The following is a 24,736-nucleotide window of genomic DNA, read 5'->3' as shown; positions in this document are numbered from 1 at the left end:
AGGCAAAGAGATGACATCGTCACTGGGTAAACCTGAACCTAACATAGCTCTAAAAAGAGCGTTCAAATGATTAGGCCCAGTTCGCGAATACCGTCAGGGGCCGTCGAATAATCGGCATTGAGAGCCCGGATAGATGGCTGCAACACATTCCTTTTGGCTTCGATATTTTACTTGCACAGTGGGAGCGTCCATGGATGTTAAGGCTTTCATTTACCAAGGAGGTAGGTTTGATTAATAAGCATTCAAGTAGATTTGATGAGCTAGCTATCGAGATAGATCAAATTGAAGCGAGGAAAGTTCAAGACCGCTCAGGTTACGGTAACTATTCCTCGGTCGATAACGAAAAATTCGATGAGTGGCTCATAAAGGCTAAAAGTCTAATATCCCGAGCTTGCGGAGACGACAGTGAACACCTAAAAGCATTTCGTAAAGCAGAAATTCCGCAACAATTCGATTCAAATTACGAAATACTCAAAAGATTAAAACCAATTTTCGCCGCAGCCCGTAGCGATTTCCAAGGAGGACACCTCGCATCGATTCGGAGCTTAGTGCAGGCAGAATTATTCGACAGTGAACTAGACCAAGCTTCTGAGCTTCTTGGCCAGGGCTACAAAGGCCCTGCTGCTGTAGTAGCGGGTGTCGTTCTAGAAACATCTTTGCGAGATTTGTGCGATAAGCAATCGCCCGCAATACCTCACGGAAAATTAGATCAAATGAATGCTGGGCTAGCAAAGATCGGAATCTATACTAGGCTGCAACAGAAACGAATTACGGCCATAGCGGATATTAGGAATAGTGCTGCCCATGGGAAATGGACAGAGTTCACGGAAGCAGATGTCGTAGACATGATTAAAGATGTTCAGCGGTTTCTTTCTGATTACCTGTCTTAACAAGCAGCGGCAGCAAGACAACCAAAACTTCGCACCTTTTGTGTTACTCGCTGTTGCTCAAACATTAGCACAAAAGATGCTCCGTTCTGACTGCGTCTGCGCTGGGCGTTACATGTCTTAAGGAGGCTGAGGATGGATAGGTACAATGAAAAGTCGAATGAAGAGGATGCAAGGTACTTTATTTCTTACATAAACGATGTTCTGATTCCTGCATCAGGTGAGTTTTTTAGCCAGTTAAGCGATAACAAAGTCAAGCTTCACCATGTTTACTCATTTAATGCTATTTTGGCTCATGCCATTGATTATATGTTATTCATCGCAAAGAAAATGACAAACACTACAAGAGGCTCATTCATTAAAGAATTTGACGATAGATATGCCGTCGATGGTTGCCAACACATCAACAACAAATTCACATTGTTGGATGCAGTGAATAACTCATTCAAACATGTTGAACTTGATAAAGATCGCTACAAAAGGCTTGTAGAAAAATATGGAGAATTATCTTTTCACAGTCTTAAGCCTGAGAGCGGTAAAATATTTTTCAATATGCCTGACTATAAATTTGATTATTCAAGGGTAGTTTTAAGGCCAATTGCTGCAATTTTTAACTGCGGCCTTCAAACTACAAATGATATCGATGACTTTATAAATGGTCGGATATGTGGGAGCACAGGCTATGGCCATTTTGAGTATGATTACGAGCCACATGATGCAATTGACCGCATGATAGATGCTTGTAACCCCGAATGTATGGACTGTGGAGAAGGCGCTGATGATTGTGATTGCCCTAATTTTATATATGACGGTAATCGAGGCGAGTTCTCCGGAAATGTGGATCCAAATTTTGATTTTGACGATGTTATGTCAAATATTAGCGGTGCACGAGAATGGAGCAAATAAGTCGGCATGTAACACGGCCTTAAAGTCGGATTCGTAATAGTTGGCCCATTTCCGCTTTGCTTCACATTTTAGCCAACGATTACTCACCGCTTAAGGTTGCGTTAGAAATCAAGGAACGTTATGAAATTATCAAAAACTCATCACGAGGGTTTTGCTCGCTTTTTCGAGCAACCAACAAGAGAAAGTTTCCGTGACTTGATCCAGCAGGGCGTTGGAGAAACGGATTATCTGGACTTCAAAGCACAATGGCCAGATCTGAATAAAATTGCGAAACATATTCTCGGCATAGCTAATAGTGGCGGTGGAGCGATAGTTGTAGGAATAAAGCAACATGACGATGGCACGCTGGAGCCATCCGGCTTGGATAAATTAACCGATAAAGTCGAAATCGTGAAAGCGGTTAAAAAGTATCTACCTTCAAGTCTGAGCTACGACGTTATTGATTTCGCTTTTGAAGATGCAGAGTATACCGCAATTAAAGGGAAAAAATTCCAAGTAGTGATCGTTGAGTACGCTGAAAAACATTTGCCGTTCTTGGCCTCCAAAAGTGGAACCGATATCAAAAGTAATGTTGCGTATATTCGAGAAGGCACGGAGTCTATCGAGGCAAACCATGAGCAATTAGAACACCTCATTAATCTGAGGGTCGAGAGTGGTTATTCCTCAAGCCATACTCTCGATTTGCGAGAGCACCTGGAGCAGCTGAAAGTTTTGTATCAATCTAGGAAAGAAACGGGAACAGGAGTGTTTGGTACCTCCCAAGCTATGATAGAGGAATTCTTTGGCCCCTCGCTCAGCGAATATTATGGCTTCATTGAAGAGCAGATAGAGCGAAAAAGAACACGTATTGAGCGTGAGCTTGACACATGATTTCTAACCAGTGCAGGTTGTCGGATATGCACTACGCCGCGTTTCGTGCCCGCCACAACTGCAAGCGTTAGTGAGAATATATGGCTACGTGCGTAACGTCGAGTATTGAAATATCTGAATCAACTTATCCTGATTTGTTGGCTAGGTTGCTTGGCAAAGCTTTTCACGTAACCAAAGGAGCCAACTATCCGGGAATATTGAGAACAGGCTGTATATCTCCGAATCCAGATGGTATTTATGAAACGTCGTTTGCTTCGTCTTCAAATTCGTTCTTTCGGAATAGAAGCTGTGTATCAGTATTCGATTATAGGAACGTGCCACAGGATAAATTCGACCAATATGCAGGCAGGTGTCACCCGTTAACTGCTGCGGGGAAGAATGGAGAGATGGTTGTGTTTATCCTTAGTAAAGAAGCCGAGAACAAACTTATTTCTTGGGAAAATTGGAAAGCAGAAAATTCTCCTTCCGAGATGGTAGTCCCGTACGTTGAGTCTGGATACAAGGGATCGCTCGCATTGGCCGACATTGAGACGATATTTATTATCTATGTAACGAAGACGCCTCGTCCAATTGTTGAAGCCCTTGAAAGAGGTAGGTCAAATGCTTAAACAAACACGAGCAGTGACCCTACGGGCCGGGACGTCGCATCGCCGCTGTTGTGAGCGAGGAACCGCCAGCAGACAGAAGAGTTTTATATGAAATTTACAAACTTAATCATTGCGGCATTTGTTGTCGCGTTCGTAGTATCGCCAGCTAATTCTGCTGAACTCAAACGGTATGATTCGATACGTGCAATGATCAGCGACAAAAATGATTACAGCCAAGAAAATGGCACCTTTAAGGTTCTTGATTTCGGCACTCCACCAACAATCCAGTTTTCGACTCAGATATTTCCTGGCGACTTACCTGATGTGATTCGAGCCAGTACCCGCCGGGACATTCTGTATGGTGTGTATAAAACGTTTTTACATACCCCGTATGAGGAAATTGTCGTAGTTGGTGTCCCTGTTAAATTCAAAAGTAAGTCTTACGTGACAAAGTATCGGGAACAAATTCGAATTACGAAGTCTGCTGCAACTGAAATAGCTAAAAAGATGCTTGGCGCAAATACACTTAGGGATTTGGTTGAAGAAAAAGACTATGGTGGGTATGTCATTCATACATGGTCAAATCTCATGGATAAAGCTCTGTATAACGACCAGGGTGCACCTGGACAAGATGCATTCTTCAAGGCACTTAAATCCGCTGCCAAATAATGGCACTCGTACTTGTCGCGCTGATTCGCTAGGCGTTATGAGGCTTAGTAAATTTAGGAGAAAATCATGAGAACTGTTTTTACCTTTGTTACGGTATTTGCGGTTATAGCAATGTCGGGTTGTACAGTCATGGATGGCAATGCAACTATCACTGGTAATACTCGTCCTGCTATATCACCCAGTGAAGTTCACGTCTATAGAGCTAAGCCCGATAACTTTGAGGAGATCGCAATTGTTTCTGCAAGCGCAGGACATGACTTTAAGAAAAGTAGCACTTTAATGAACGAAACTATTCAACGCTTAAAAGAAGAAGCGGCGAAAGTTGGAGCAAATGGATTGATTCTTACGAAAATAGACGAACGAGATGCGCCAAGTGTCACCACTAGCTATGGCTCTGCTACATCAACAGGAACTAGTGGTAGCGAATTTGCGACAGGTAAAGCTACAAGTGTAAATCGTGGTGATGCTTATACTAGATTAAGTGGTATTGCGGTTTATGTACTCGAGTAAGGTGTTTTGTGCAAACGCCACATAATAAGTCAATCAGCTACGCGCTTTCGCCGTCGGGCGTGCAGGAAGCGTGCGCCGGTTATTGAGATGATAGAGATGGCAGCCTTATAGCCCTGCAAAAGGAGAGTCAGCCTTGGAAGAAAAAATACGATGTTAGCTATTACAAACAAAGTAGTGGCAGAACAAAAAAGGGAAATAGCTCGACTCCAGAAACTTCTTGCTACAGCTGAAGTTAAACTTCATTCTGAGGTTGCCAAGGTCAAAGCTCAAGAGTTTTAAAAATATGCTAAAAAGTGTCTGCAAATAACTCCAGACATAAGCCAAGAAGGGGCTAAAAAGCAAAATGGCTTTTCAGTTCTGTTTTCTGCATTTCTTTCATATCTCTTTATGGTATATGGATACGGTGTGATCTATATGCTCATATCCACCATTTCACCTGACGCTTTTTCTATAGGTAATCTAGGATTTATTGATGGAGTGTATTTTTCTTTGGTTAATTCATCTACTATCGGTTTTGGAGACATAACACCGAAAAGTGCCATCGCAAAATTAGTAGTAATGTCACAAATAATTATGAGCATGGCTTATATCGTAATGCTGTTTTCTTCAGCAGTGAGCTATGTCAAAGAAGAAGCAGTAAACTCTAACGAGTCAAATCACAAGGACGCAGCATAGCTGCACCGTGTTTGAAGCGTTATTCCGGAGGACACCGTTGATAAATCAAATAGATGGAATTCTTAGCACCAGCTTTGAGAAAGCTCTTTTTAAAGCAGCCCTAAAGAACCTTGAAGATTCTTCTAACCCTTTGAGGCTGAATAATTATTCTTATTCAATGCGTGAGCTAACGCGCCACGTTCTTCATCGATTGGCCCCGGAAAATAATGTAGTTGCTTGTTCGTGGTACAAAAATGAAACGAATAAAGAAGGTAACGTAACAAGAAAGCAACGAGCGATTTATGCTGTGCAAGGTGGCTTGTCAGCTCTATATGTTGAGAGTGTTCTCGGGCTTGAGGTAGACGAAATTCACGTCACTCTTATCAGAGTGATCAATGGACTCAATAAGTTTACCCATATAGAACCAAAGGTCTTCGACCTGCCTGTGGAACAAATTGAAAATTTAGTGGATGAGACAACGAAGGCCGTATATGAGTTCCTTACAACGATAAGTGAATGTAGAGCGCTTATTGTCGATAAGCTGTGGGAACACATCGATTCAGCAGTAATAGATGAAACTTTACGGGAAACAATTATTGAAATTGACGAGTTGGCCTCGCATTCCTATATAAATGAGGTCTATACAGGTACCATTGTGATAACAGAAATTGACCACAGAGTCATAAAGTTTATAGCTGAAGGATCTATAGGCTGCGAGCTTCAATGGGGCTCTAATTCAGATATCAGTAAGGGTGATGGAGCTGTTCTTCCACAATCCTTTCCGTATCAATGCGAGTTGACGAGTCCTGTCGACTCACCGGGCGAGGTTGAAATGAAAGAAGGTTCTTTTGGTGTAGACACTAGTTGCTGGACTGACACAAGGTATGGTCAAGATGAGTAGACATAACCAGGGACTCCAGCGGACCGCTTTCCTGGTGCGATGCGCATTCAAATCGGCCGTTGAGCCTACGCGTTATTCCATATGAAAATGGAAAAGGTTGTTAAAAGCCCTGGCGACTGTAGCGATGCTGAACTCAAGTCATTTGAAAAATTGGTGACGGAGGGAGGAGAAGTAGCGTTAGCAGGTCTTCGAGAAAGAATTCGACGCGCAGAGAAGCTTGTCTTCATCAATGATGACAAATGCGTCGCTGTAGGAGCCATTAAAAACCCTAACGCAAGATATAAAGCTCGTGTATTCGAAAATTCGGGAGCTCCTGAGCAAAGCAGGTATGAATATGAGTTGGGCTGGCTTTATGTATCGGAAGCAGCGAGAGGAAAAGGTTACGGGCATGCTTTAATGGAGTCAATCGTTAACTCCTTGTCTGGCAGGGCCTGTTTTGCCACGACTCGTGAGAATAATGCCTCAATGTTTCACTTGTTCAGTCGATTTGGCTTTTCTAAGCTCGGACAGCCATACAAAAGTGAAAGTGGAGATTACTCCCTTGTCCTCTACGCAAAGCCATAACTAGGCTAAGCCCGGCGACGGTTTTCAGTTCAGTTTCGCCTACACTACAAAGCCGCGCGTGCTGGAGGCGTTATGTTTGTCGAGGTAACTTGTGATTGAAATAAAGTATGTAATACCGTTTTTAACGCTTTTTCTAGGCGGACTGATTGGTAATCGATTAGCTATAGGTCGTGACAAGCGAAAAGAATACAATGCGGTGGTTCTTCCTTTAAAGCAGAAAGTTCTTACGTATATCGATCAGCTAAAGGTGTCTAAGCATATTAGCTTTGGTGAAACTGAAATTAAGTCTCTACGGGGTATAGTGTCAGAGCGAAAGTATAAAATCATTCAAAATCTATATAACGAGTACGCTGGTTTAGTAAGAACTCACCAAAAAGTAACCGAGGATGGATATATTGTGTACTCTGCTCAGGGTAATAAAGAGATATCTGATAAACTAAAAGAAATTAATCTTATGCTTTCTTTAAAGTAAACATAACAAGCATTGTAAGATTTAGCTGAGGGAGTCGTTGTTCCCCGCGCGTTAGGCTTTCCAACATAGGTGTAGCTCATGATCAGAGATGATTTATCAAACCGATTAATTCATTTGACCAAGGGCTCGTTTGCTGATGCAGAAGCTGTATTCAATAAAATCATTCAGGAAAAGTGCTTACGGGGCTCAAACTCAAGCATTCGTGGTGGGCACAACGTAATTTGCTTTAGTGAGGCTCCATTGAGCAAGTTGGGGTTGATTCTGGCCAATCCCAATGCCAAAGACATGCGATATATGCCTTTTGGGTTTATGTTTGAAAAGGAATACCTCTTTAACTTAGGTGCTAGGCCAGCAATATATCAGCCAAACAGCGAATTTGATTTGTTGTACCAAGAGCAACAGTTTCGCCACGTTCGATTTGAGCCAGAAAAGGGCATTGATTGGACTTGGGAGCGTGAATGGAGGCTTCAGACTGACGAACTACCACTGGACAGTACGGATGTTACGCTCATTGTTCCTGATAGAGACTGGGTGGCACAAGCTCATGAGAGACACCATGATGAATTGGTTTCGGCATCTATTGCACTTAAAGAACTTGCACCTATGTTCATTGGGCAATTTGAATGGCATTTCATTGGGTTGAGTGATTTGGGGTTTGAAATCCCAAAAGCGTAAGCCTAAACCAATCAGTGCAGTTCATTTCGGCGTTGAAGGTCTTCATCGCGGCTTCGCTCCCATTGCAAGGACGCCGCTAAGTTCAGTTTCAATCTCCGTTCTTGGCACAAAGCGGGATTAGGGAATTCGTTTGCTTTGATAAGAACGTTTTTTCAAACCGAATTATGTATTTCGTACCGAAAGCGGAAAGTGTAGCCGTCAAGGAAAATAGGGTAACGCCTTATAGTTAATCCAGTATTTTCACAGTGTCTTAAAACGTTGTTACGCTGCAGCGGTTGGCTTTAATATCTGATATGACTATTAAGTAAAATTTTATGTATTCCTGGTTGTATTCCTGTTTAATTTTGTTTTTATAAAAAGACAATATAAACAGTTGGTTATTGTTTATTTTAAAATCCCGCCAGCTCCACCACATTATTAAATCAGGGCGCTCCAGTAGCGCCCTTTTTTGTGTCTGTTATTCCGGTAGCCTGACGTTTCACGTCAGGTGATAAACTGTTATTTTTATGTTTTTTAGCAGCATTATCCCCCTTAAACTTGCCAGCTAAATTTCTCCTTAAATATAGTCTGCTGAATTTGAATCATAACAGTACCTGCTTTAGTCTAATGCTTTGAGAAATAACAATTACTTAACAGCAGGGATGGTTTAGAAAAATGTATTTTGTGAATATCAATTCTTTAAAGGAACAACACACCTCGGGTCAGTATCAGGAAAAGGATAGTCTTGTATATGCCATTGCAAGTGTCGTATTAACTTATTTGGGAGTTCTGTTAGTTACATATCCAGAATCTATATGGCTCAACGTTCAAATGGCAGTAGAGGCTGCGCTTTTCGTAGTGATGTTTGTAACGGCGTATAAGTCGAATGGTGGTAATGAGGGAAGTCGTTTTCTAGATAAGTTTCTTTCAATAGGCTGGGTGGTTGGTATACGGCTAATACCCTTAGCCATTGTTCTGGGTGTGGTTAGTTTATATGGTGATGCCACTTATTACGGTAAAGAAACCGACCACGTTGGCCCATATTCCTTAGTAACAATGTTAATTTTTTACTTGTTCTTTATCTGGCGTTTGTCCAAGCATATTCGGGATATCCGAAATTAGTCCGTTAGGAGGTATTCGCTAATCTATTGTGAAAGGACGTGATGCTGGCACTAAAAATGTCATAGCAGAACTCACGAGCTTTCAGAGCAAGTGATAAAAGCCTTAAAGCGAATAAAGGACTATGGAATGATTTCGAGTTTGTTTTTCTCGATCCCTGCACCTTTGAACGCTGGAAGTATGAAGGGGTTCCCCGTGAGAGATTTTGGAAACCATCGGTTAAATCATCCTGGGTTCGTTATTTAAAGCATTATGCTTGCCGCCATACATATGCTTCAATTTTATTATGCAATGGAGCTAACCCTATGTGGTTAGCTCATCAAATGGGACACAGGGACTGGAGAATGATTCGTAAACACTATGGTAATATATTCAGTGAAATTAAATTAGTCCTAATTTTTTTCGGAAGACTCATTTTCTTTTAATTCTTTAGTAAACACTTTAGTTATCAATTGTAATTTAGCTTCTACTGCTTTGTTGTGCCACTCATCATTATTCCAGTCTTTATTCTCATCAGAGCTTTTAGAAACTGAATTGTAAGCTGTTTGAGCTAGAACTGTTAACTGAGTCATTTTTAAAGACTCATCATTTAAGCGCAAAACCTCTTTATAAATTGCACCAACTAATTTCGCGATAAATGCTAGAACCCCCAACGCAAGAGCTGTGGCAGGGGATTTATAAAATGCGAAAGCAATTGCATCAAGAATTGAAAAAGTACTCGGTAACTCATTGGTTTGTAGGATCCTCATGAAATAGTCGGAGATAAACCAAATTGAGAAAATTGATAACAGTATGAAAAAGGAGTAAAGAACTGTTAAGTTACGACTTTGCTCTCTATACCCGTCTAAAGTGTCGGGAAAGTCTTTTAACGAGCGTTTAAGGCCATTTAGCTTTACTTCTAGCCTGCTATATTCTGATTGCTTTTCAGAAATTTCAGCATTAACTCGGCTTACTTCTCGCTTTAACTCATTCAAATTTAGTTGTTGTTGTTTAATTTTTCCGTTGTTTTTCTCTATAAGAGAATTTTGGCGAGAAACTTCTTGGTTTTTCTTATTTGAAACTTCATCGTTATATCTTTTTTTAAAGAAGGAGCTTTCATCGATTTCTATTTGAATCTGTTCTAAATGAGCGATGTCGAAATTAGAAAAGACAATTCTATTAAGTAAATCCCCATCTAGGTTAAACTCAATATCAAATTCATTGCTTTCGGACTTATCTAAGATCTTACCGGATATTTCGAAAAACTGTTCATTGGAGTTTTGAATAGAAACATTACCGTCTATCCATGTCTTCATCTTCTCTGAGTTAGTAAAGCTATCGGAAAATTTTACTCTTATATGGCTTATTCCAGAAAGATTGTCAGTCCACATAGAAAAAGCATTTGATGATGCTACTTCTAAATGGATTTTTTCTTTTAGGGCTTTTCGGCTAGCAGTAGTAGCGTTTTTAACTATGAAATTTTCACTAAGTTTTCCTAAATTTTGAAAACTAACTTCCGTTATAGATTGTAAATGTTCTTTTAAATCGACTATATTCATTTTGTTCTTATAGGTTTAGCTTATGCTATGTCTAGTTAGATTTATCATAAATTTAACTGTCTAACTAATTAAATAAGTTTTTTCTGTTACTATTAGTGAATCACTGCCAGCATTCAGTGCAGTTTCTCGTACTTGCTTTCATAAGTCAAAATAGGGGCGTCGTATTGAAATGAAAGGCTTATTTTCGGGTTCAACTCCGGCCAGCCCCATTAATTCCAAATAAAAGGCCGCTCATTTGAGCAGCTTTTTTGTGTCTTCTGTTCACGTCAGGTATTGAACTGTGTCTAGGTTTGCGAGCAGACATCTTAGATGTGTCTGCCTATTTTTGCGTTAACATGAGTTACAGACTTAAAAGCCCCTCAACCCACTCTAAAAATCGAACGGCACTTCTGGTTTCGAAGCTTCTTTTATTTGGCACGTAATAGCACAAATCAGATTTTACCGGCTGGGTTCCAAATTGCTGGAGAAGGTTAGCGTTTAGCAACCGTTTTGTAAGCGTCGTAGAGCAGAACACCAATCCATTTTCTGCCATAGCCTGCTGGATCCCGAACAGTTCCTGGTCAAATTTTTTGAGTTTAATGTTCGACCCTTCCAGTCCATTCATTGCTAACCAGGCTGCTAATGGCGAATCTGGTAACGCTTTATTTTTCCATTCAGTGGTAAAAAGGGTAATGGGCTCATTTGACCAGGAAGGGGGCTTCATTCCAGAAGCACCGAAAACATTGAAGGATTCGGATTTAATGACATCCGAAGGCTCAACGCCTGTAGCTTCACCAAAACGAATTGGAATAATGTAGGACTGATTGTCGACCGACTCACCGGTAGATATTTCGACAGAAATACCAGGGTTGATTTGCTCAAATTCATTCTGCGAAGGAATAAGCACCATAGCAGCTAATGATGATGTTGTTGTTACTCTAACTGTATTGCCGGCGGTTAGCAGCTCTTCCAGAGAATTTTCAATTTTCCGGAATCCGTCTGAGGTCGCTTCAGCTAGCCTTCTACCAGCCTTGGTTAACGCTATTCGTCTTCCTTGTCGGTGAAACAAGTTTACATTCAAACGACCTTCCAGGTTGCTAATGTGGTGCGAAATGGCTGTCGGCGTCAGCGAAAGCTCTTCTGCAGCCAACTTGAAACTTCCCTGACGTGCAGCCGCCTCGAAGGCCTTAAGTGCTTGTAGCGATACCTGCATTGTTATCCTCGGTCGGCAACCAATTTATCGAATAGTTTAGATGAGTTATGCTCATCTATAAATGTATTTTTCTCGTTTGTCTTACTCTGCTCAGACTCACAAAATAGCTCTTGTTATTTAGCAACTAAGGTAATGAATATGAGCACGTTATTACATATAGATTCAAGCGTGAGAGCCGTAAGCAATACGAATCCAGACCACAATTCTATATCGAAGAGTATCGCTCTGCGATTTATTGAGACATGGCAACAGCATCGACCTAAAGATGAGTATATTTATCGTGATGTTGGAATGAACCCGCCTGACTTTATTACTCAGGATTGGATTGGTGCGGTGTTTACCCACAATGGGCAAAGAACTCCAGAGCAGAATGAGATACTCGCGTTATCAGATAAACTGATAGACGAAGTGTCAGCAGCCGACGTTATCGTGATTTCATCACCCATGTATAACTACGGAATGCCGGCTCAGCTAAAAGCGTGGTTTGATCAAATTGTGCGGATAAACAAAACCTTTGATTTTGATCTTTCACGAGGGGATTTTCCTTTGCAGCCTATACTTTCAGGTAAGACATTAATTACAGTGACTTCCAGCGGTGAGTTTGGTTTTGAAAAGGGAGGAGTAAGAGAAGGTTCTGGTCACCTGGCACCACACCTACGAACACTGAGCAAATATTTAGGCGTGGATACAATGTATGAAATCGTCTCGGAATATCAAGAGTTTGGTGACGATAGACACCGTATGTCAGTAGCCAATGCAAAAGACCGGGCAGAACGTTTTGCATCGGAACTTAGCATTCCAACTCAGGATTCATTGTCGAAGGGTGAGGTTGCCAACCCTGATTTAGGCATAATTCCTTAACCTTCCAAAGTACCTTCCATTATCTTCCGGGCTTCCTTAGCCGCATTAAGGTTGCCCTGAACGTACGCTAGAGAGATAGCTCCTTCCTCCAATAGAGCGGACGAATGCCTTTGCTGATGGCGATAAGTGGCGGTGACTTAGGGTCAAATCGAATTCGGGCTCAGAACCCGTTAATGGATGATAGCTTATCTGGTCTCCTCGAAAGCCACTCATACTTTGAGGGACCACGGATACTCCTGCTCCAACAGACACTAACGATAGTACCGCGTGCATCCCGTGAGCCTCCTGAGTAACCGTCGGCACAAAACCAACGTTTGCACATAGTCGAATAACCTGTAAATGAAAGCCGCGCCCCTCAACCATTGGCCATAATATGAAAGGCTCTTCTGAAAGGTCAGTCAGTGTCAAATTTGACCGTTTATTGAGGGGATGCTTTTTCGGAATAGCTAAGCACAAGCGATCGGAGTCAAATGGTATCTGTTCAATATCTTCAGCATTCACAAGAGGTGGAATCAAAATGCCAACATCCAATGCGTTACTGCGTAGTGCTGCGACCTGCGCTGCGGTAGTTGCCTCTTTTAGCTCAAGACGTACATCTGGATGACTCTCCCGAAAATCACGAATGACATCAGGTAATCTCCCATAAAGTGAGCTTCCCACATAACCCAGACGCACTAAACCCGTTCGTCCGGCAGCTGCGTCTAGTGTGGTCGTGACGACTTGTTCTGCTTGTCTAAGAGTTTCACGTGCTTCATCAATAAAGTTCTTTCCCGCAGGAGTTAATCCAAGTACGCGTTTCTCACGCTCAATCAATGTAACACCAATATCATCCTCCAGCTTACGTATAGCACTGGTAAGAGGAGGCTGCGACATGTTCAGTCGTTCTGCGGCACGGTGAAAGTGTAATTCTTCTGCTACTGCAATAAATTGCTCCATTGCACGTAAAGTGATCGGTGTTCTGGTACCTATCGCCATTCTCGTCCTCACGAAGATTCATTTGAGCATCATATTTTAATACTATAAATGTATTAACTGTAATTAAAAATAGTATTTTTTATATCGTTAGATCAATTTTATTCTATTTCCTCAAGCACTTTAGTGAACGGAGGGAACGACATGGTGGATTTCAATGATCGAGTAGTATTAATAACCGGGGCTGGCCAAGGGCTTGGTTTTTCTTACGCCAGAACCATCGCTCAGCTCGGTGCGATGGTTCTGATCCAGGATATTGGTGCCGACTCCGATGGCAATGGAGTTGATCCAAAGGTCGCAGAGGTTGCGGCAGAAAAGCTTAGGTTGGAAGGGCTGAATGTACAAGCAATTTCCGGAGAAATAGGATCGCGTGAAGGCTGCCATAAACTTTGTAAGAACGCTTTGAAAATAGGCGGACGACTAGATGCTTTGATCCATAACGCGGGTTGGGTTGCTTATGAAAATATTGAGTTAATAGAGGAAAGTTCTTTTGATCATATGATGGCTATTTCGACCAAGGCTCCTCTATGGCTCGCACAGGCGGCGTGGCCCTCAATGAAAGGCGCAGGGTATGGTCGGATCGTTGTGACGACCTCTTGCCGGGCTCTCTATCCGCAATACGTTCAGAATGGTCTTGCGTCATACGCAGCGGCCAAAATGGCTGCAGTGGGGCTGATGAATGTCCTTGCTTTTGAAGGTGAAAGGAACGGCATTATCGTTAATGCGGTTTCTCCAGTCGCCAAAACACGTATGTGGGGTATAGAGGGAGAACCTGACGAACTACGCCCAGCCGAGGTGGCGCCAGGGGTCGCGTATCTAGCATCTGAGGAATGCGATGAAGGTGGATGGATACTTCGCGCCGCGAATGGGCAGTTTCATGCGACTAAAGCCATGGAGGCCAAAGATGTCGACTATCCTAGAAATCTTCGAGCGACTAAAGCCTCAACAGCTCAAGAGGTTGCGGAGAACTGGTCGTTGATTGCTATTCCTTGTGTCGAACCCCGCGCATAAACAACCAATCGCAAATGGCGATCAGCATCGACAGTCATCGAAGTGTGCTCGAATGACACTGTTTCATTTTCTATTTTCATATCCCTGACGCCCTGACATGGGGCGTCGACATCGTGGCGATTCCACCATTGGCTGAAGTCAGGAGAAGCCTTTTGTAAATTGGTAACCAGAGCCTGGATATCTGCTTCTTGCGTTGCATGGGCGTAATCTCGCCTGAAGCTGGATAACATCTGAACGGCTTGACTGTCCCAATCTACTAGTCGTTCGCGAAGAACTGCATCTGTGAAAAGCATCCAGAGCAGGTTGCGTTGTCCAGGAGGGTGACGATTGAAGCCGAAAAGCAGATCCGCCTGCTCGTTGAATGCCAACACATCCCATCTTAAATTGAGTATATAGGCACCATGGGGTGAGAGATCTCTCATCAACCTCAATATTAAAGGCGGAACTTCGCAAAAGGTCTTGCCCGGTTCTGGCGGTAGTCGGCCGTGGGCGAGCAAAAACAAGTGTCTGCGTTCAGCGGCATCCAGTTTTAGTGCTCGTGCCAGATTATCGAGAAAAGAGGAGGACGCACTAATATCACGCCCTTGTTCAAGCCACGTATACCAAGTCAGCCCTACGCCCGAAAGCGCTGCAACTTCTTCGCGCCGCAACCCTGATGTACGTCGACGGCCTCCACAGGGAAGACCGACTTCCGTTGGAGATAGGCGCTCTCTCCGTGATTTTAGGAAAGTAGCAAGTTCGTGACGCTTGCGTTCTAGTTTACTCATCACATTCCTGTTGCTTTTAGTAATAGTATAAATGGTTAAATTGTAACACTTTAAAACCGCTCGTAGAATGCTCATTTTTCTTCACCGGAGAATCCACTATGAGTTTCAAAATTACATCCTCAGTGTCGCCCACTGTTTACTTAATTGCATTAGGCGCTTTTGCGCTTGGTATGGCTTCCTACGTTACAGCGGGACTTATTCCAATGATAGAGCAAGCATTTAGTGTATCTACTGGTGTCGCTGCACAGCTTGTAACAGCTTTCACTATCGCTTACGGCATAGGTTCGCCAGTCGTTGTTGCTTTATTGCCTGGGAATCGTCAGCGAAATGGGCTATTGGCAGCCCTTGGCTTGTTTGTAATTTCAAACGCCGCCAGTGCATTGTCGACGGACTTTTTGTGGTTGCTTATATTTAGGGCGTTAGCAGGAGTTGGCTCGGGTGTTTACCTTGCGGTAGGGATTTCAGCCGCCGCAATGCTGTCGCCTGCCGGACGGGGCAAAGCTATAGCGGTGATTATGGGAGGAATGGCTGCGGGGACCGTTCTGGGTGTTCCTATCGGGCTTATTTTTGCAGAGCAATTAGGTTGGGCATCCGCATTTTGGTTGGTAACACTACTGGGGGCAATTTCACTTACTGGACTTTTTTGGCGCCTGCCAGAATTATCTGGATCAGAATTTATCCCTTTGCGTCGGAAACTTTCTGTGTTGGTCGATGGTCAGGTAACCGTTATTCTGTCCGTATCATTACTTGCAGCTATAGCCAGTCTCGGAATGTACACCTTTTTGGCTCCTCTAATGTCGGCTCCGGAGTACGGAGGGGTGGAATCAATTACTCCTTTTCTTTGGGTGTGGGGTATCGGTGGTGTTGCTGGAAGTTTTCTGGTGGGGCCCATGGCCGACCGTATTAAAGGGCCTCGGATGACTCTATTTATTATGTTAACCCTTGCTCTGTCTCTAGCGGTGTTACCGTTAATTGCATTCTGGAGTGTATGGTTGGCAATGGTTCCAATCTTGATCTGGGGAGCTGTCGGCTGGGCTTTGCAGGTGCCACAGAATAATCAGTTGCTCCATGTCAGGGAGCAACATGGTGACGGTAACCTTGCGGTTGCTCTAAATGAATCAGCTTTGTATCTTGGAAGTGCTATTGGAGCTGCAGTCGGAGGCATGGCGTTAGCTCTTAGCCTGCCGATATGGTCGTTACCTGTTGGTGCTGCGATAATCGCGGCTATAGGGGCGCTATTACAATTGATTAGTTTACGTGGAGACCCTAATAAATAATTGTAGGAGATCCACCAGGATCTCCTAATTTTGCAAATACTAATCAGCAAGCGGGATCGGTGACTTGTCCTTTCGTGTGACGACCACTACGCCGAAAAAATATCACCATTAACAGTCCTAGAATGGCAGTGAGTGCACCAGCTAAAGGCACAGAACTTAGTCCAAAACCGGTGTTGATAATAGCAGCGCCGAGCATAGCACCAAGTGCATTGCCTAAATTAAAAGCACCTATGTTCATTGCTGCGGCAAGGTTTGGAGCTTCTTTGGCTTCTTGTACCACCAGGGACTGAAGTGGCGGTACAAGTGCAAAGCTGGCAATACCCCATAGAAAAATCAAAGGACCGACAATAGTTTTGGATGTCGTAGTTACTGAAAAAATGATTAATAATACAATTACAGCAATTAAAGAAGCGATTAGTGTCAAATTAAGTGACCGGTCGGCGTAGCGTCCGCCCAGATAATTCCCAATTGCCAGACCGAGGCCATACAATACCAACATCGTCGTGACAAAAGCTGTTGAGGCATGAGTTTCAACTTGTAGAATTGGTACAATATACGTAAATACAGTAAACATTGAGCTTGCGCTTACGACCGTTAATAGCAAGGCAATTAAAACAGGTCTTTGGGTCAGAACCCTGAGTTCATTTCTAATATTAGCTTTGTTCTCATTAGCAAGTGGTGGTAGCGATATCTTTAAGGCTATCATAGTCACTAATCCAATTACCGCAATAGCGAAAAATGCAGGACGCCAGCCAATCGTTTCACCAATATAGGAGGCTAAAGGAACTCCCCCTATGGTTGCAATTGTTAATCCTGAGAACATAGCAGCCACTGCTCCAGAACGTTTTTCTATAGGTACGATGCTCATGGCTACAACAGAACCAACACCGAAGAATGCGCCATGATTAAAGGACGTAATGAGTCGCCCGAGCAATAAAACGTTATAACTGTCAGCCAGCGCTGATATTAAATTACCGACCGTAAAAATCCCCATTGATAATAAAAGTAAGTTTCGACGAGACATATTCGCGAAGACTAAAATCATAAAAGGTGCGCCAATCAGTACGCCAAATGCATAGGCACTAATGAGCAGCCCCGCTGTAGGTATAGAAACCGATAGATCACTAGCAATAATCGGTAACATTCCCATAGGAGAAAATTCGGTTACACCGATGCCAAAAGCACCAATGGCAAGAGCAAGTAGAGGAATATTGATTTTCATACAAAATCTCGTTAATTTGTGATGCTGTGGAATATAACTAATTGAAGATCCCTGAAATAGTAGTCTCAGGTATATTCAGTTTTGCACTGGAATCACAAATGAAACTCGGAAAAACTGATAAAACCGCGGAAATGCAAACCTTTTTGTCCGTTGCGTGTACAGGAAGTTTAAGCGCTGCAGCCCGGGATTTAAGTCTGACGCCTTCAGCCGTTAGTCGAATTATGAGCCGAATTGAAAAGCGTCTGGGTGTACGGCTAATTGTTCGAAGCACTCGTAGTTTATATTTAACCAGTGAAGGCGAATCTTACGCGCTTGCGGCTCGAAGAATTTTGAAGGATCTGGAAGACACAGAAGCAACTATTGCGAGCCGCGGCAGCCCGAGTGGCAATATAAAAATTAGTACAGCAACGGCGCATAGCCGTCTGACTATCGTTCCCTTACTGAAAGAATTTTTACAGCGTTATCCTGACATTACTATAGAAATAGATGTTACAGACCAGATTAGTGACGTGAGCGCAGGCCATGTAGATGTTGCCATACGTTTTGGACAGCTACCGGATAGTGGACTCCATGCCCGTCGTTTAGGTGAAACAGGCAGAACCATAGTGGCATCTCCTGAGTATTTAGCTAAATCAGGTGTGCCAAAAACTCCGGATGATTTAGCACTCCATAATTGTCTGGATTTTAACTTTCGACGACTTGAGCCCGGCTGGCCATTCCGTGAAAATGGTCGTGAGTTTATGTTAACGGTAAACGGCAATATCATTGCAAACAATGGAGAAACCCTTGTTGAGCTTGCGTTGCAAGGCATGGGCATTACCCGCGTAGGCACTTTTCATGTGCGACAAGCTCTAGCAGAGGGACAGCTTGTGGCTTTATTAGAAGATTATAATCCTCAAGATCGCGAGGCTATCCATGCCGTGTTTATCGGCGGAAAAAATGTACCGGCAAGAATACGAGTGTTCGTGGACTATCTGGTCGAAAAAATGGCATCACCTGTTTAAATCCGTCTGCTCTTAATAATGCAGTTATCATGTTTTCCTTAAATGCCTCTGCACTTTTTTTGGTTTCTTTTCCTATGCGCAGCAGCTTTCATGCGATTCCCACACAATGCCATGCTGCACCACCGCCGTCTGTGAGACTTGGTTTGGTCATGAAACATCAGTACGCAATCATCTGCCTCGCACTGTTTAACTAAACTGAAATCCAACTCAGTTAGCAAATGAAGAAACGCATGAGCTACTGGCTGCAAAAGTGATTCGGGCGTGAGTGTTGCGTGGTGGTAGTTAATGACAAACTTTTTCTCATTTTCCTGCCAGGCTATCTGCGGGTAGGGTGATGCCTTTTCCAGAATAGAGTTGGTGCATTTTGTTTCATAACCTATTCCTTTTTTAGCGTGAGCTATTGTCTGGTTTATTTCAGCGCGAAGTTCTTTCGCCAGAGGTAACAAATTAGGCAAGGCTTTATGTTGATTTGTGCTGATTAGGTTAGCGGCATGAAGCCACTCAAGTACGTTTTCTGCGCTTTCAAGTTTGTCTGAATATTGCTCGCCGACCCCAACCTTAGTGTTTACAAAATCCAGAGCTAAATTGTTAGCTACGAATATAAACTGCTCCGACTCCATAAATAGCCGCCTCGAAATAATAACCGTTAAAATTATATTTGACAGGTTATCATTTTATTTCGTAACCTTCAAAGTGATATTTTAATGGTTACGGAGGTTTTATGAATAAGAAATCCATTCCTGCAACAGTTTTAGCTGCAAGTTTAACCGCTGGAGCTTCCGGCGGTGAGGTTGTAAAAGTACCCAATGAGGTAGCCTTTAAGTATGAGCAGGTAGATAACGTGAGAGTCTTTTATCGCGAAGCGGGTAACGAAAATGATCCCACAGTATTGATGCTTCATGGGTTTGCAGCTTCGTCATTTATGTGGCGTGACGTTATAGACGCGCTTGCCAGTGACTACCATGTTATAGCACTAGATTTACCCGCCTTTGGCTTTACTGAGGTATCGGATGAAGCTGCATACAGCTATACATTCGCAAATTTAACTGAAACCGTAGAAAAGTTTATTGAGCAAAAGGAGCTAACGAAATTTGCTTTGGCAGTGCACGATTATGGAGCACCTGTTGGCTGGCGGCTGGCTGTTGATAATCCTGAAAAAATCACTGCTATTGTTTCTCAAAACGGTAACGCATACGAAGAAGGTTTGGCAGATGGGTGGAAACCCATTAAAAAATATTGGAATAACCCAACGCAGGAGAACCGGGAGGCTTTGAGCGACTTTCCTACACCTGAGTCCATTAAGTGGCAATATGAAGAAGGGGTATCTGACTTAAGTAAGGTTTCTCCTGATGGATACACACTTGAAGGGTTTCACATATCCAAATCAGGTATGGCGGATATTCAACTTGATTTACTTTTAGATTATGCATCTAACGTAGAGCAATACCCAGAATATCAGGCTTACTTTCGAAAGCATCAGCCACCACTTCTTGCTGTCTGGGGGAAAAATGACCCGTTTTTCTTACCAGAAGGTGCCAAAGCCTGGAAGCGGGATATTCCTGATGCCGAAATCCACCTGTATGATACGGGGCACTTCGCACTTGAAACACATCACTCTGTCATTGCTCCCGTTATAAAACAGTTTCTGGACAGGAATCTGAAATGATACAACGGGTTTATAGTTAATCAGCGTGATGCATCAGGCAACTATTGGCTTCTATATTGGCTTTTCTAAAAATCCTGAAGCCAATAGTCGAAATGCTTCGATCGCTTTTGGGGTGACCTCCTGAGGGGTAGAGCTGGCAGCGATCCATAGCGCTGCATTGAGGGCAGAGCCACTTAGTAGCCTGGCAGCTGCCTCCGTGTCGACCTGCTTCATAACGCCTTGAGCTACCAGTTCCCCTACCGTTTGTCTGGTCGCTTCGAGGCAATTGCTCTGGCTAGGCCATTGTGAAGGGTCTCCCAGCACTGCCGGTCCATCAAGCAATACAATACGCTGCACTTCAGGATCAAGTGCCATACGTATATAAGCTTCACCTTCTGCAAGCAGCCCCTCCCATACATTCTCGGCCTGTGAGCCAATTTCTTTCGCACGTAGTGCCATTTCTGTGTCAATTTGCTCTACAACTGCAGCGAGAAGTCCGCGTTTGTCACCAAAGTTGTGATACAAGGCTCCTCTTGTTAAACCGACTTCGGCGGTTAACTCATCCATCGAGGCCGCCGTGTAGCCTTTCTCAGCAAAGGCTTTTCTTGCTGCTGAAATAATCTTTGCACGGTTTTCTGCCATTGTCTTTGTGCGTTGGTTCAACTGTTTACCCTTATTTCTATATACGCCATGTATATTAAATTGACATACGACGCGTATAATTATAGTTTACATACATGGCGTATATTAACGTAATCCAGTAACGCTTTGTACCGAAATCGCTGCCATTTGTGGCGTTCTGATAGCTAGCTTTAGCGGCTATTAGCTACTGTTAACTTAATGAGGTAAGAAATATGAACCAGCGTGAAGCAGTTTTCCCTGCCAATAGGCATAAGCTTTATGAAGAACACGGCTACTCAGCAGCTATTCGCTCGGGCGATTTGCTATTTGTGTCAGGACAAGTAGGAAGTCGTGAAGACGGCAGCGCTGAACCTGAATTTGAGCGTCAGGTTGAACTGGCTTTTGAAAACCTGAAGGCGACACTAACAGCAGCAGGCTGCACACTCGACGATCTAGTGGATGTAACAACTTTTCATACAGACCCGGAGAATCAGTTCGATACTATTATGAAAGTAAAACAAAAAATGTTTAGCTCACCTCCCTACCCGAATTGGACAGCAGTAGGCGTGAATTGGTTAGCCGGTTTTGACTTTGAAATAAAAGTTATCGCTCGCATTCCTTAAACCTTATCGTTTTCCGTTACGAAGAAAAACGTGATTAAGTCTTTTGTATTCCTTTTACCAAAGACTTTTTTGTGTCTGCTGCTCGCGCAGCTTCATGTATCTTAACTTAGAATAAAATCCCCCTTGATATTCTTAATTAAAGAATTTATTTTAAATTAAATTCTTCTTTTGAGAATATGTATGGATATCGAATCCCTTAAAATTTTTTGCAGTGTTGCTAGCGAATTGAGCATTACGCGTGCCGCCACCCGCTTAGGTCGAGTTCCTTCGAATGTCACGACCCGAATCCAACAGCTTGAAGCTGAAATTGGAACCGACTTGTTTGTGCGTATTAATAAACGTCTATCGCTATCCAGTGCCGGCGAGCGCTTTTTGGATTACGCAAAACGCCTGATTGCTCTGGAAGAAGAGGCAAAACAAGTGGCTTCGGGAACCTCAAACGGTGGAGGTTTACATATTGGCAGCATGGAAAGTACGGCGGCTAGCCGGTTACCACTCTTGCTAGCTGATTTTAGTGAGCGTTTCTCAAGTACTCAACTGACACTAAAGACAGCGCCTTCACGCCCGCTTATTGATGAGGTACAGAAAGGGTTGCTCGATTGTGCTTTTATTTCTCTAAACACCAATCAAATTGACAGTAATGAACTAGATGACAGAGGCCTCAATTCGTTTCCTGTGTGGCAAGAGGAGTTGGTTCTATTGTTACCGCCCACTGATTCCGGTATTCGTAATGTGAACAAATTAGAAACACGTACGCTAGCCGCTTTTGCACAGGGTTGCACTTATCGTTCGCTGGCAGAAGAGTTCCTGGGTATTCACGGCAGCTCCGAATGGCGCGTGCAGGAGTTTAATTCGTACCACACTATGATTGCCTGTGTCGCTGCGGGTCACTGCGTTACTTTATTGCCTAAAAGCGTATTGGCATTAAGTCCGGCGGCAAACACGCTAGAGTCGTTGTTTTGTGAAAGCCTCAATACCTACCTGATATGGCGGCAGGGCTATCATCCCCCGGCGTTTTCAAACTTAATGGACGTTATTAAGGAAAATTGCTGATGGAACAGAATCTGGAGGTTAAACAGGACTCAGGAATTCGCAGCGCTTTAGAGGCTGCATTGATTCTTGCTGTTGGAATGGGCTTTGGTCGATTTGCCTACACGGCTATTTTACCTCACATGGTGGAAGAGGGCGTGTTAAGTGTTTGGGCGGGGAGTGTGGCGGCGACACTCAATTATGGTGGTTATTTAGCGGGTTCTTTATTAGCTATTTATATCAAGGCTCACAATGCAAACCGAATGTGTTTATGGTCAATTATTGGTACTGCAGTATTTATGGCTTTACTAGCACTGCCATTACCTTCACTGGTTATTATTGCTGTACGTTTCATCGCTGGAGTGTTTAGTGCTTTTTCTATGGTTGCAGCCTCACTCTGGTTACTTGAGCGTCGGGGGCACGCCCATCACGCGCCATTACTATTCGCCGGTGTTGGTTTTGGCATTGCGTTGTCAGCTGAACTGATTGTATTGGCTGACTGGTTGCAGTTGAGTAGCTTTGAAATGTGGTTAATGCTGGCATTGCTGGCGCTAATTTTAGGAATTATTGTTTTTAATGGGTTGTTCCGTAATAACTCTTTAGTTGGCTCCCGCCATAAGGCTAAAACCCGTAACAGTCGGTCTGTTATTTCTATCAAACCGCTTATTTTCTGCTACGGGTTGGCTGGCCTGGGGTATATTATTACCGCAACTTACCTGCCATTTTTAGTGCATCAGGTTTTACCAGAAATAGACTCCTCACATATCTGGGCGGTATTTGGTATTGGCGCCATGCCCTCATGCTTTATTTGGCATAAAGTCCATCAACGGTTGGGAACTCAACTTGCCCTACAAATTAACTTAGGAATACAGGCTCTGGGTGTGGCGCTGCCAGCTATGGGCTCATCCGCATTTCATTTCTTGCTTAGTGCAGTTCTGGTTGGTGGTACTTTTATGGGAACCGTGACAATTGCAATGTCAGCGGCTCAGGGCGCAGCTCATAGAACGCGTTTCAATTTACTTGCGATAATGACCTTTTCTTACGGAGTAGGTCAAATTGTAGGTCCTTTGTTGGCAGAAATGCTGCGCGCTTACAGTCAAACGTTCACCAGTTCTTTGATAACCGGCGCTTTAGCTTTGCTGTTGGCGGGTATCACAGTGATTGGGTTGGTAAAGCAACCGTCTTAGTTTGGGCTTTTAGGGAGTTAACAGAGTTTTTAGCAGGTCATATCGAACCAGTTTTGATTTCTCAAAAAGCTTATCAGTTCTTCCCTGAATCGTTTCGCCCGAGCTGAGAGTGTTCGCTTCTGCGGCCAAAGAAGAGATATTTCCCGCGGTACACCGCTCCAGGAGGGGAAAACACGCTCTAATTCACCACGTTCAATGTCGTTATAAACGATACTCATTGGTAGAAGAGCTATTCCGGCACCTGCTTTAACTAAGTTTAGTGTCACGTTCATATCGTTACTTATATGGTTGTGTTTTTTAGAGAAAACGTACTTTTCATTGCCGTTAATTAAAGTCCAGTCGTTGAACAGTTGAGCCGCAATACTCGGATAAGACTCTAAATGATCTATCGTCTCAGGCAGGTCGCTCTTATCGGCTGATGAAGTGACTAATATCGGGGTGATGGTGCCTAGTTTTTTCTGGATGAGAGATGAATTTTGCTGTGGACCAGATCGAATAGCGATGTCAACTTGGTTAGCAATGACATCATCATCTGGATCACCTAAAGTAATATTTAACGAAATGCCGGGGTTATTTACCACAAAGGAACGCCAGAACTCATCTAACGGGCCACTGCCGATATTTGTGGGAGCCATTACTTTTAGTTCACCATTCAGACTATGCAGAGAGTTATCCAAGTTTAAGAGTCGTACATCCAATTCATGGATAAAGCCAGAGGTTTCCTCGTAGTACGACTGGCCTGCAGGAGTTAGAGTCAGTCCTTTGTTCGAGCGATGGAATAACTCGCATCCGAGTTCTTTTTCCAGCTCGTGCACACGTCTCGATACGGTAGCAATCGTCATCTCTAGCTCTGCTGCGGCATTGGTCAGACTCTTCTGTTCTGCGGCAGTAATAAAAACCTTAAAATTATCCAGCATCGTATTTACATATTTGCAAATGGCGCTATCAATATTGCATCTGTACTGCATAACTGCAAGTAGATAAGTTATCCCCC

The 24,736-nt window shown here is 43.3% G+C and carries 29 protein-coding genes; 21 read left to right on the top strand and 8 right to left on the bottom strand.

The window, feature by feature from the left end; all coding sequences use genetic code 11:
* Positions 1-227 precede the first annotated feature (227 nt).
* From B2U97_RS13315 to B2U97_RS13255, 13 genes are all read left to right on the top strand, one after another.
* Complete coding sequence (locus B2U97_RS13315) at positions 228-890, top strand: hypothetical protein (protein WP_286822734.1); 663 nt, start codon at positions 228-230, stop codon at positions 888-890.
* A 132-nt stretch (positions 891-1,022) separates the two neighbouring features.
* Positions 1,023-1,793, top strand: coding sequence for a hypothetical protein (locus B2U97_RS13310; RefSeq protein WP_286822735.1), 771 nt, complete (start codon positions 1,023-1,025; stop codon positions 1,791-1,793).
* 120 nt (positions 1,794-1,913) lie between these two features.
* Complete coding sequence (locus B2U97_RS13305) at positions 1,914-2,663, top strand: helix-turn-helix domain-containing protein (RefSeq protein ID WP_286822736.1); 750 nt, start codon at positions 1,914-1,916, stop codon at positions 2,661-2,663.
* An 80-nt stretch (positions 2,664-2,743) separates the two neighbouring features.
* Positions 2,744-3,271 (top strand): hypothetical protein, encoded by a 528-nt coding sequence (locus B2U97_RS13300; RefSeq protein ID WP_286822737.1) that lies wholly within the window; start codon positions 2,744-2,746, stop codon positions 3,269-3,271.
* Positions 3,272-3,358: 87 nt separating this feature from the next.
* Positions 3,359-3,919 carry a hypothetical protein gene (locus B2U97_RS13295; RefSeq protein ID WP_286822738.1) on the top strand — a complete coding sequence of 187 codons (561 nt, stop codon included), beginning with the start codon at positions 3,359-3,361 and terminating at the stop codon, positions 3,917-3,919.
* 66 nt (positions 3,920-3,985) lie between these two features.
* Complete coding sequence (locus B2U97_RS13290; RefSeq protein WP_286822739.1) at positions 3,986-4,429, top strand: hypothetical protein; 444 nt, start codon at positions 3,986-3,988, stop codon at positions 4,427-4,429.
* A 150-nt stretch (positions 4,430-4,579) separates the two neighbouring features.
* Complete coding sequence (locus B2U97_RS13285; protein ID WP_286822740.1) at positions 4,580-4,708, top strand: hypothetical protein; 129 nt, start codon at positions 4,580-4,582, stop codon at positions 4,706-4,708.
* A 108-nt stretch (positions 4,709-4,816) separates the two neighbouring features.
* Positions 4,817-5,104: a potassium channel family protein gene (locus B2U97_RS13280; protein ID WP_286822741.1), complete on the top strand. Its 288-nt coding sequence runs from the start codon at positions 4,817-4,819 to the stop codon at positions 5,102-5,104.
* Between the two features lie 37 nt (positions 5,105-5,141).
* A complete protein-coding gene (locus B2U97_RS13275; RefSeq protein ID WP_286822742.1) occupies positions 5,142-5,984 on the top strand; it encodes a hypothetical protein in 843 nt (280 codons plus the stop codon).
* 81 nt (positions 5,985-6,065) lie between these two features.
* A complete protein-coding gene (locus B2U97_RS13270; RefSeq protein ID WP_286822743.1) occupies positions 6,066-6,548 on the top strand; it encodes a GNAT family N-acetyltransferase in 483 nt (160 codons plus the stop codon).
* A 91-nt stretch (positions 6,549-6,639) separates the two neighbouring features.
* Positions 6,640-7,020 (top strand): hypothetical protein, encoded by a 381-nt coding sequence (locus tag B2U97_RS13265; RefSeq protein ID WP_286822744.1) that lies wholly within the window; start codon positions 6,640-6,642, stop codon positions 7,018-7,020.
* Between the two features lie 78 nt (positions 7,021-7,098).
* Entirely contained in the window at positions 7,099-7,695 is a 597-nt protein-coding gene (locus B2U97_RS13260; protein WP_286822745.1) for a hypothetical protein, read from the top strand.
* 810 nt (positions 7,696-8,505) lie between these two features.
* Positions 8,506-8,796 carry a hypothetical protein gene (locus tag B2U97_RS13255; protein WP_286822746.1) on the top strand — a complete coding sequence of 97 codons (291 nt, stop codon included), beginning with the start codon at positions 8,506-8,508 and terminating at the stop codon, positions 8,794-8,796.
* A gap of 389 nt (positions 8,797-9,185) precedes the next feature.
* Here B2U97_RS13255 and B2U97_RS13250 read toward each other — a convergent pair whose 3' ends face one another.
* On the bottom strand, positions 9,186-10,331 hold the full coding sequence (locus tag B2U97_RS13250; protein WP_286822747.1) for a hypothetical protein: 1,146 nt from the start codon (positions 10,329-10,331) through the stop codon (positions 9,186-9,188).
* Positions 10,332-10,671: 340 nt separating this feature from the next.
* Entirely contained in the window at positions 10,672-11,523 is an 852-nt protein-coding gene (locus tag B2U97_RS13245; RefSeq protein WP_286822748.1) for a LysR family transcriptional regulator, read from the bottom strand.
* 138 nt (positions 11,524-11,661) lie between these two features.
* Here B2U97_RS13245 and B2U97_RS13240 point away from each other — a divergent pair, with 138 nt between their 5' ends.
* Positions 11,662-12,384: an FMN-dependent NADH-azoreductase gene (locus tag B2U97_RS13240; protein ID WP_286822749.1), complete on the top strand. Its 723-nt coding sequence runs from the start codon at positions 11,662-11,664 to the stop codon at positions 12,382-12,384.
* A 45-nt stretch (positions 12,385-12,429) separates the two neighbouring features.
* Here the strand turns inward: B2U97_RS13240 and B2U97_RS13235 are convergent, their stop codons facing one another.
* Complete coding sequence (locus tag B2U97_RS13235; RefSeq protein ID WP_286822750.1) at positions 12,430-13,359, bottom strand: LysR family transcriptional regulator; 930 nt, start codon at positions 13,357-13,359, stop codon at positions 12,430-12,432.
* A 141-nt stretch (positions 13,360-13,500) separates the two neighbouring features.
* Here B2U97_RS13235 and B2U97_RS13230 point away from each other — a divergent pair, with 141 nt between their 5' ends.
* Positions 13,501-14,367: an SDR family NAD(P)-dependent oxidoreductase gene (locus B2U97_RS13230; RefSeq protein ID WP_286822751.1), complete on the top strand. Its 867-nt coding sequence runs from the start codon at positions 13,501-13,503 to the stop codon at positions 14,365-14,367.
* On the opposite strand, the gene B2U97_RS13225 is transcribed toward B2U97_RS13230, so the two are convergent.
* Positions 14,307-15,209: a helix-turn-helix transcriptional regulator gene (locus tag B2U97_RS13225; RefSeq protein WP_286830573.1), complete on the bottom strand. Its 903-nt coding sequence runs from the start codon at positions 15,207-15,209 to the stop codon at positions 14,307-14,309. The genes B2U97_RS13230 and B2U97_RS13225 overlap by 61 nt on opposite strands.
* 23 nt (positions 15,210-15,232) lie before the next feature.
* On the opposite strand from B2U97_RS13225, the gene B2U97_RS13220 reads away from it, so the two are divergent.
* Positions 15,233-16,411, top strand: coding sequence for an MFS transporter (locus tag B2U97_RS13220; protein WP_286822753.1), 1,179 nt, complete (start codon positions 15,233-15,235; stop codon positions 16,409-16,411).
* Between the two features lie 43 nt (positions 16,412-16,454).
* Here B2U97_RS13220 and B2U97_RS13215 read toward each other — a convergent pair whose 3' ends face one another.
* Positions 16,455-17,633 (bottom strand): MFS transporter, encoded by a 1,179-nt coding sequence (locus B2U97_RS13215; RefSeq protein ID WP_286822754.1) that lies wholly within the window; start codon positions 17,631-17,633, stop codon positions 16,455-16,457.
* A gap of 98 nt (positions 17,634-17,731) precedes the next feature.
* Here B2U97_RS13215 and B2U97_RS13210 point away from each other — a divergent pair, with 98 nt between their 5' ends.
* Positions 17,732-18,637, top strand: a complete 906-nt coding sequence (locus B2U97_RS13210; RefSeq protein ID WP_286822755.1) for a LysR family transcriptional regulator — start codon at positions 17,732-17,734, stop codon at positions 18,635-18,637.
* 38 nt (positions 18,638-18,675) lie between these two features.
* Here B2U97_RS13210 and B2U97_RS13205 read toward each other — a convergent pair whose 3' ends face one another.
* Positions 18,676-19,257 carry a CGNR zinc finger domain-containing protein gene (locus tag B2U97_RS13205; RefSeq protein ID WP_286822756.1) on the bottom strand — a complete coding sequence of 194 codons (582 nt, stop codon included), beginning with the start codon at positions 19,255-19,257 and terminating at the stop codon, positions 18,676-18,678.
* Positions 19,258-19,358: 101 nt separating this feature from the next.
* On the opposite strand from B2U97_RS13205, the gene B2U97_RS13200 reads away from it, so the two are divergent.
* A complete protein-coding gene (locus B2U97_RS13200) occupies positions 19,359-20,303 on the top strand; it encodes an alpha/beta fold hydrolase (RefSeq protein ID WP_286822757.1) in 945 nt (314 codons plus the stop codon).
* 51 nt (positions 20,304-20,354) lie between these two features.
* Here B2U97_RS13200 and B2U97_RS13195 read toward each other — a convergent pair whose 3' ends face one another.
* Positions 20,355-20,945, bottom strand: a complete 591-nt coding sequence (locus tag B2U97_RS13195; protein WP_286822758.1) for a TetR/AcrR family transcriptional regulator — start codon at positions 20,943-20,945, stop codon at positions 20,355-20,357.
* Positions 20,946-21,136: 191 nt separating this feature from the next.
* Between B2U97_RS13195 and B2U97_RS13190 the strand changes: the two genes are divergently transcribed.
* The 3 genes from B2U97_RS13190 (at position 21,137) to B2U97_RS13180 (ending at position 23,742) form a co-directional block, all read left to right on the top strand.
* On the top strand, positions 21,137-21,526 hold the full coding sequence (locus B2U97_RS13190; protein WP_286822759.1) for a RidA family protein: 390 nt from the start codon (positions 21,137-21,139) through the stop codon (positions 21,524-21,526).
* A gap of 180 nt (positions 21,527-21,706) precedes the next feature.
* Positions 21,707-22,579 carry a LysR substrate-binding domain-containing protein gene (locus tag B2U97_RS13185; RefSeq protein WP_286822760.1) on the top strand — a complete coding sequence of 291 codons (873 nt, stop codon included), beginning with the start codon at positions 21,707-21,709 and terminating at the stop codon, positions 22,577-22,579.
* On the top strand, positions 22,579-23,742 hold the full coding sequence (locus B2U97_RS13180) for a YbfB/YjiJ family MFS transporter (protein ID WP_286822761.1): 1,164 nt from the start codon (positions 22,579-22,581) through the stop codon (positions 23,740-23,742). The genes B2U97_RS13185 and B2U97_RS13180 overlap by 1 nt, the downstream gene beginning before the upstream one ends.
* Positions 23,743-23,771: 29 nt before the next feature.
* Here the strand turns inward: B2U97_RS13180 and B2U97_RS13175 are convergent, their stop codons facing one another.
* On the bottom strand, positions 23,772-24,659 hold the full coding sequence (locus B2U97_RS13175) for a LysR family transcriptional regulator (protein ID WP_286822762.1): 888 nt from the start codon (positions 24,657-24,659) through the stop codon (positions 23,772-23,774).
* Positions 24,660-24,736 lie beyond the last annotated feature (77 nt).

The organism is Idiomarina sp. UBA3176, from assembly GCF_002364295.1.
Classification (GTDB): domain Bacteria; phylum Pseudomonadota; class Gammaproteobacteria; order Enterobacterales; family Alteromonadaceae; genus Idiomarina; species Idiomarina loihiensis.
The sequence above is the reverse complement of the archived record's forward strand: the minus strand, read 5'-3'. Positions and strand labels throughout refer to the sequence as shown.

Excerpts from the sequence above, each read along its gene's own strand:
- B2U97_RS13300 (WP_286822737.1), top strand. The coding sequence starts at position 2,744 with ATGGCTACGTGCGTAACGTCGAGTATTGAAATATCTGAATCAACTTAT.
- B2U97_RS13310 (WP_286822735.1), top strand. The coding sequence starts at position 1,023 with ATGGATAGGTACAATGAAAAGTCGAATGAAGAGGATGCAAGGTACTTT.
- B2U97_RS13220 (WP_286822753.1), top strand. The coding sequence starts at position 15,233 with ATGAGTTTCAAAATTACATCCTCAGTGTCGCCCACTGTTTACTTAATT.
- B2U97_RS13245 (WP_286822748.1), bottom strand. The coding sequence starts at position 11,523 with ATGCAGGTATCGCTACAAGCACTTAAGGCCTTCGAGGCGGCTGCACGT.
- B2U97_RS13290 (WP_286822739.1), top strand. The coding sequence starts at position 3,986 with ATGAGAACTGTTTTTACCTTTGTTACGGTATTTGCGGTTATAGCAATG.
- B2U97_RS13250 (WP_286822747.1), bottom strand. The coding sequence starts at position 10,331 with ATGAATATAGTCGATTTAAAAGAACATTTACAATCTATAACGGAAGTT.
- B2U97_RS13230 (WP_286822751.1), top strand. The coding sequence starts at position 13,501 with ATGGTGGATTTCAATGATCGAGTAGTATTAATAACCGGGGCTGGCCAA.
- B2U97_RS13210 (WP_286822755.1), top strand. The coding sequence starts at position 17,732 with ATGAAACTCGGAAAAACTGATAAAACCGCGGAAATGCAAACCTTTTTG.
- B2U97_RS13185 (WP_286822760.1), top strand. The coding sequence starts at position 21,707 with ATGGATATCGAATCCCTTAAAATTTTTTGCAGTGTTGCTAGCGAATTG.
- B2U97_RS13280 (WP_286822741.1), top strand. The coding sequence starts at position 4,817 with ATGGTATATGGATACGGTGTGATCTATATGCTCATATCCACCATTTCA.
- B2U97_RS13205 (WP_286822756.1), bottom strand. The coding sequence starts at position 19,257 with ATGGAGTCGGAGCAGTTTATATTCGTAGCTAACAATTTAGCTCTGGAT.
- B2U97_RS13190 (WP_286822759.1), top strand. The coding sequence starts at position 21,137 with ATGAACCAGCGTGAAGCAGTTTTCCCTGCCAATAGGCATAAGCTTTAT.
- B2U97_RS13260 (WP_286822745.1), top strand. The coding sequence starts at position 7,099 with ATGATCAGAGATGATTTATCAAACCGATTAATTCATTTGACCAAGGGC.
- B2U97_RS13175 (WP_286822762.1), bottom strand. The coding sequence starts at position 24,659 with ATGCTGGATAATTTTAAGGTTTTTATTACTGCCGCAGAACAGAAGAGT.
- B2U97_RS13180 (WP_286822761.1), top strand. The coding sequence starts at position 22,579 with ATGGAACAGAATCTGGAGGTTAAACAGGACTCAGGAATTCGCAGCGCT.
- B2U97_RS13225 (WP_286830573.1), bottom strand. The coding sequence starts at position 15,209 with ATGAGCATTCTACGAGCGGTTTTAAAGTGTTACAATTTAACCATTTAT.
- B2U97_RS13255 (WP_286822746.1), top strand. The coding sequence starts at position 8,506 with ATGGCAGTAGAGGCTGCGCTTTTCGTAGTGATGTTTGTAACGGCGTAT.
- B2U97_RS13200 (WP_286822757.1), top strand. The coding sequence starts at position 19,359 with ATGAATAAGAAATCCATTCCTGCAACAGTTTTAGCTGCAAGTTTAACC.
- B2U97_RS13295 (WP_286822738.1), top strand. The coding sequence starts at position 3,359 with ATGAAATTTACAAACTTAATCATTGCGGCATTTGTTGTCGCGTTCGTA.
- B2U97_RS13240 (WP_286822749.1), top strand. The coding sequence starts at position 11,662 with ATGAGCACGTTATTACATATAGATTCAAGCGTGAGAGCCGTAAGCAAT.
- B2U97_RS13285 (WP_286822740.1), top strand. The coding sequence starts at position 4,580 with ATGTTAGCTATTACAAACAAAGTAGTGGCAGAACAAAAAAGGGAAATA.
- B2U97_RS13270 (WP_286822743.1), top strand. The coding sequence starts at position 6,066 with ATGAAAATGGAAAAGGTTGTTAAAAGCCCTGGCGACTGTAGCGATGCT.
- B2U97_RS13235 (WP_286822750.1), bottom strand. The coding sequence starts at position 13,359 with ATGGCGATAGGTACCAGAACACCGATCACTTTACGTGCAATGGAGCAA.
- B2U97_RS13305 (WP_286822736.1), top strand. The coding sequence starts at position 1,914 with ATGAAATTATCAAAAACTCATCACGAGGGTTTTGCTCGCTTTTTCGAG.
- B2U97_RS13215 (WP_286822754.1), bottom strand. The coding sequence starts at position 17,633 with ATGAAAATCAATATTCCTCTACTTGCTCTTGCCATTGGTGCTTTTGGC.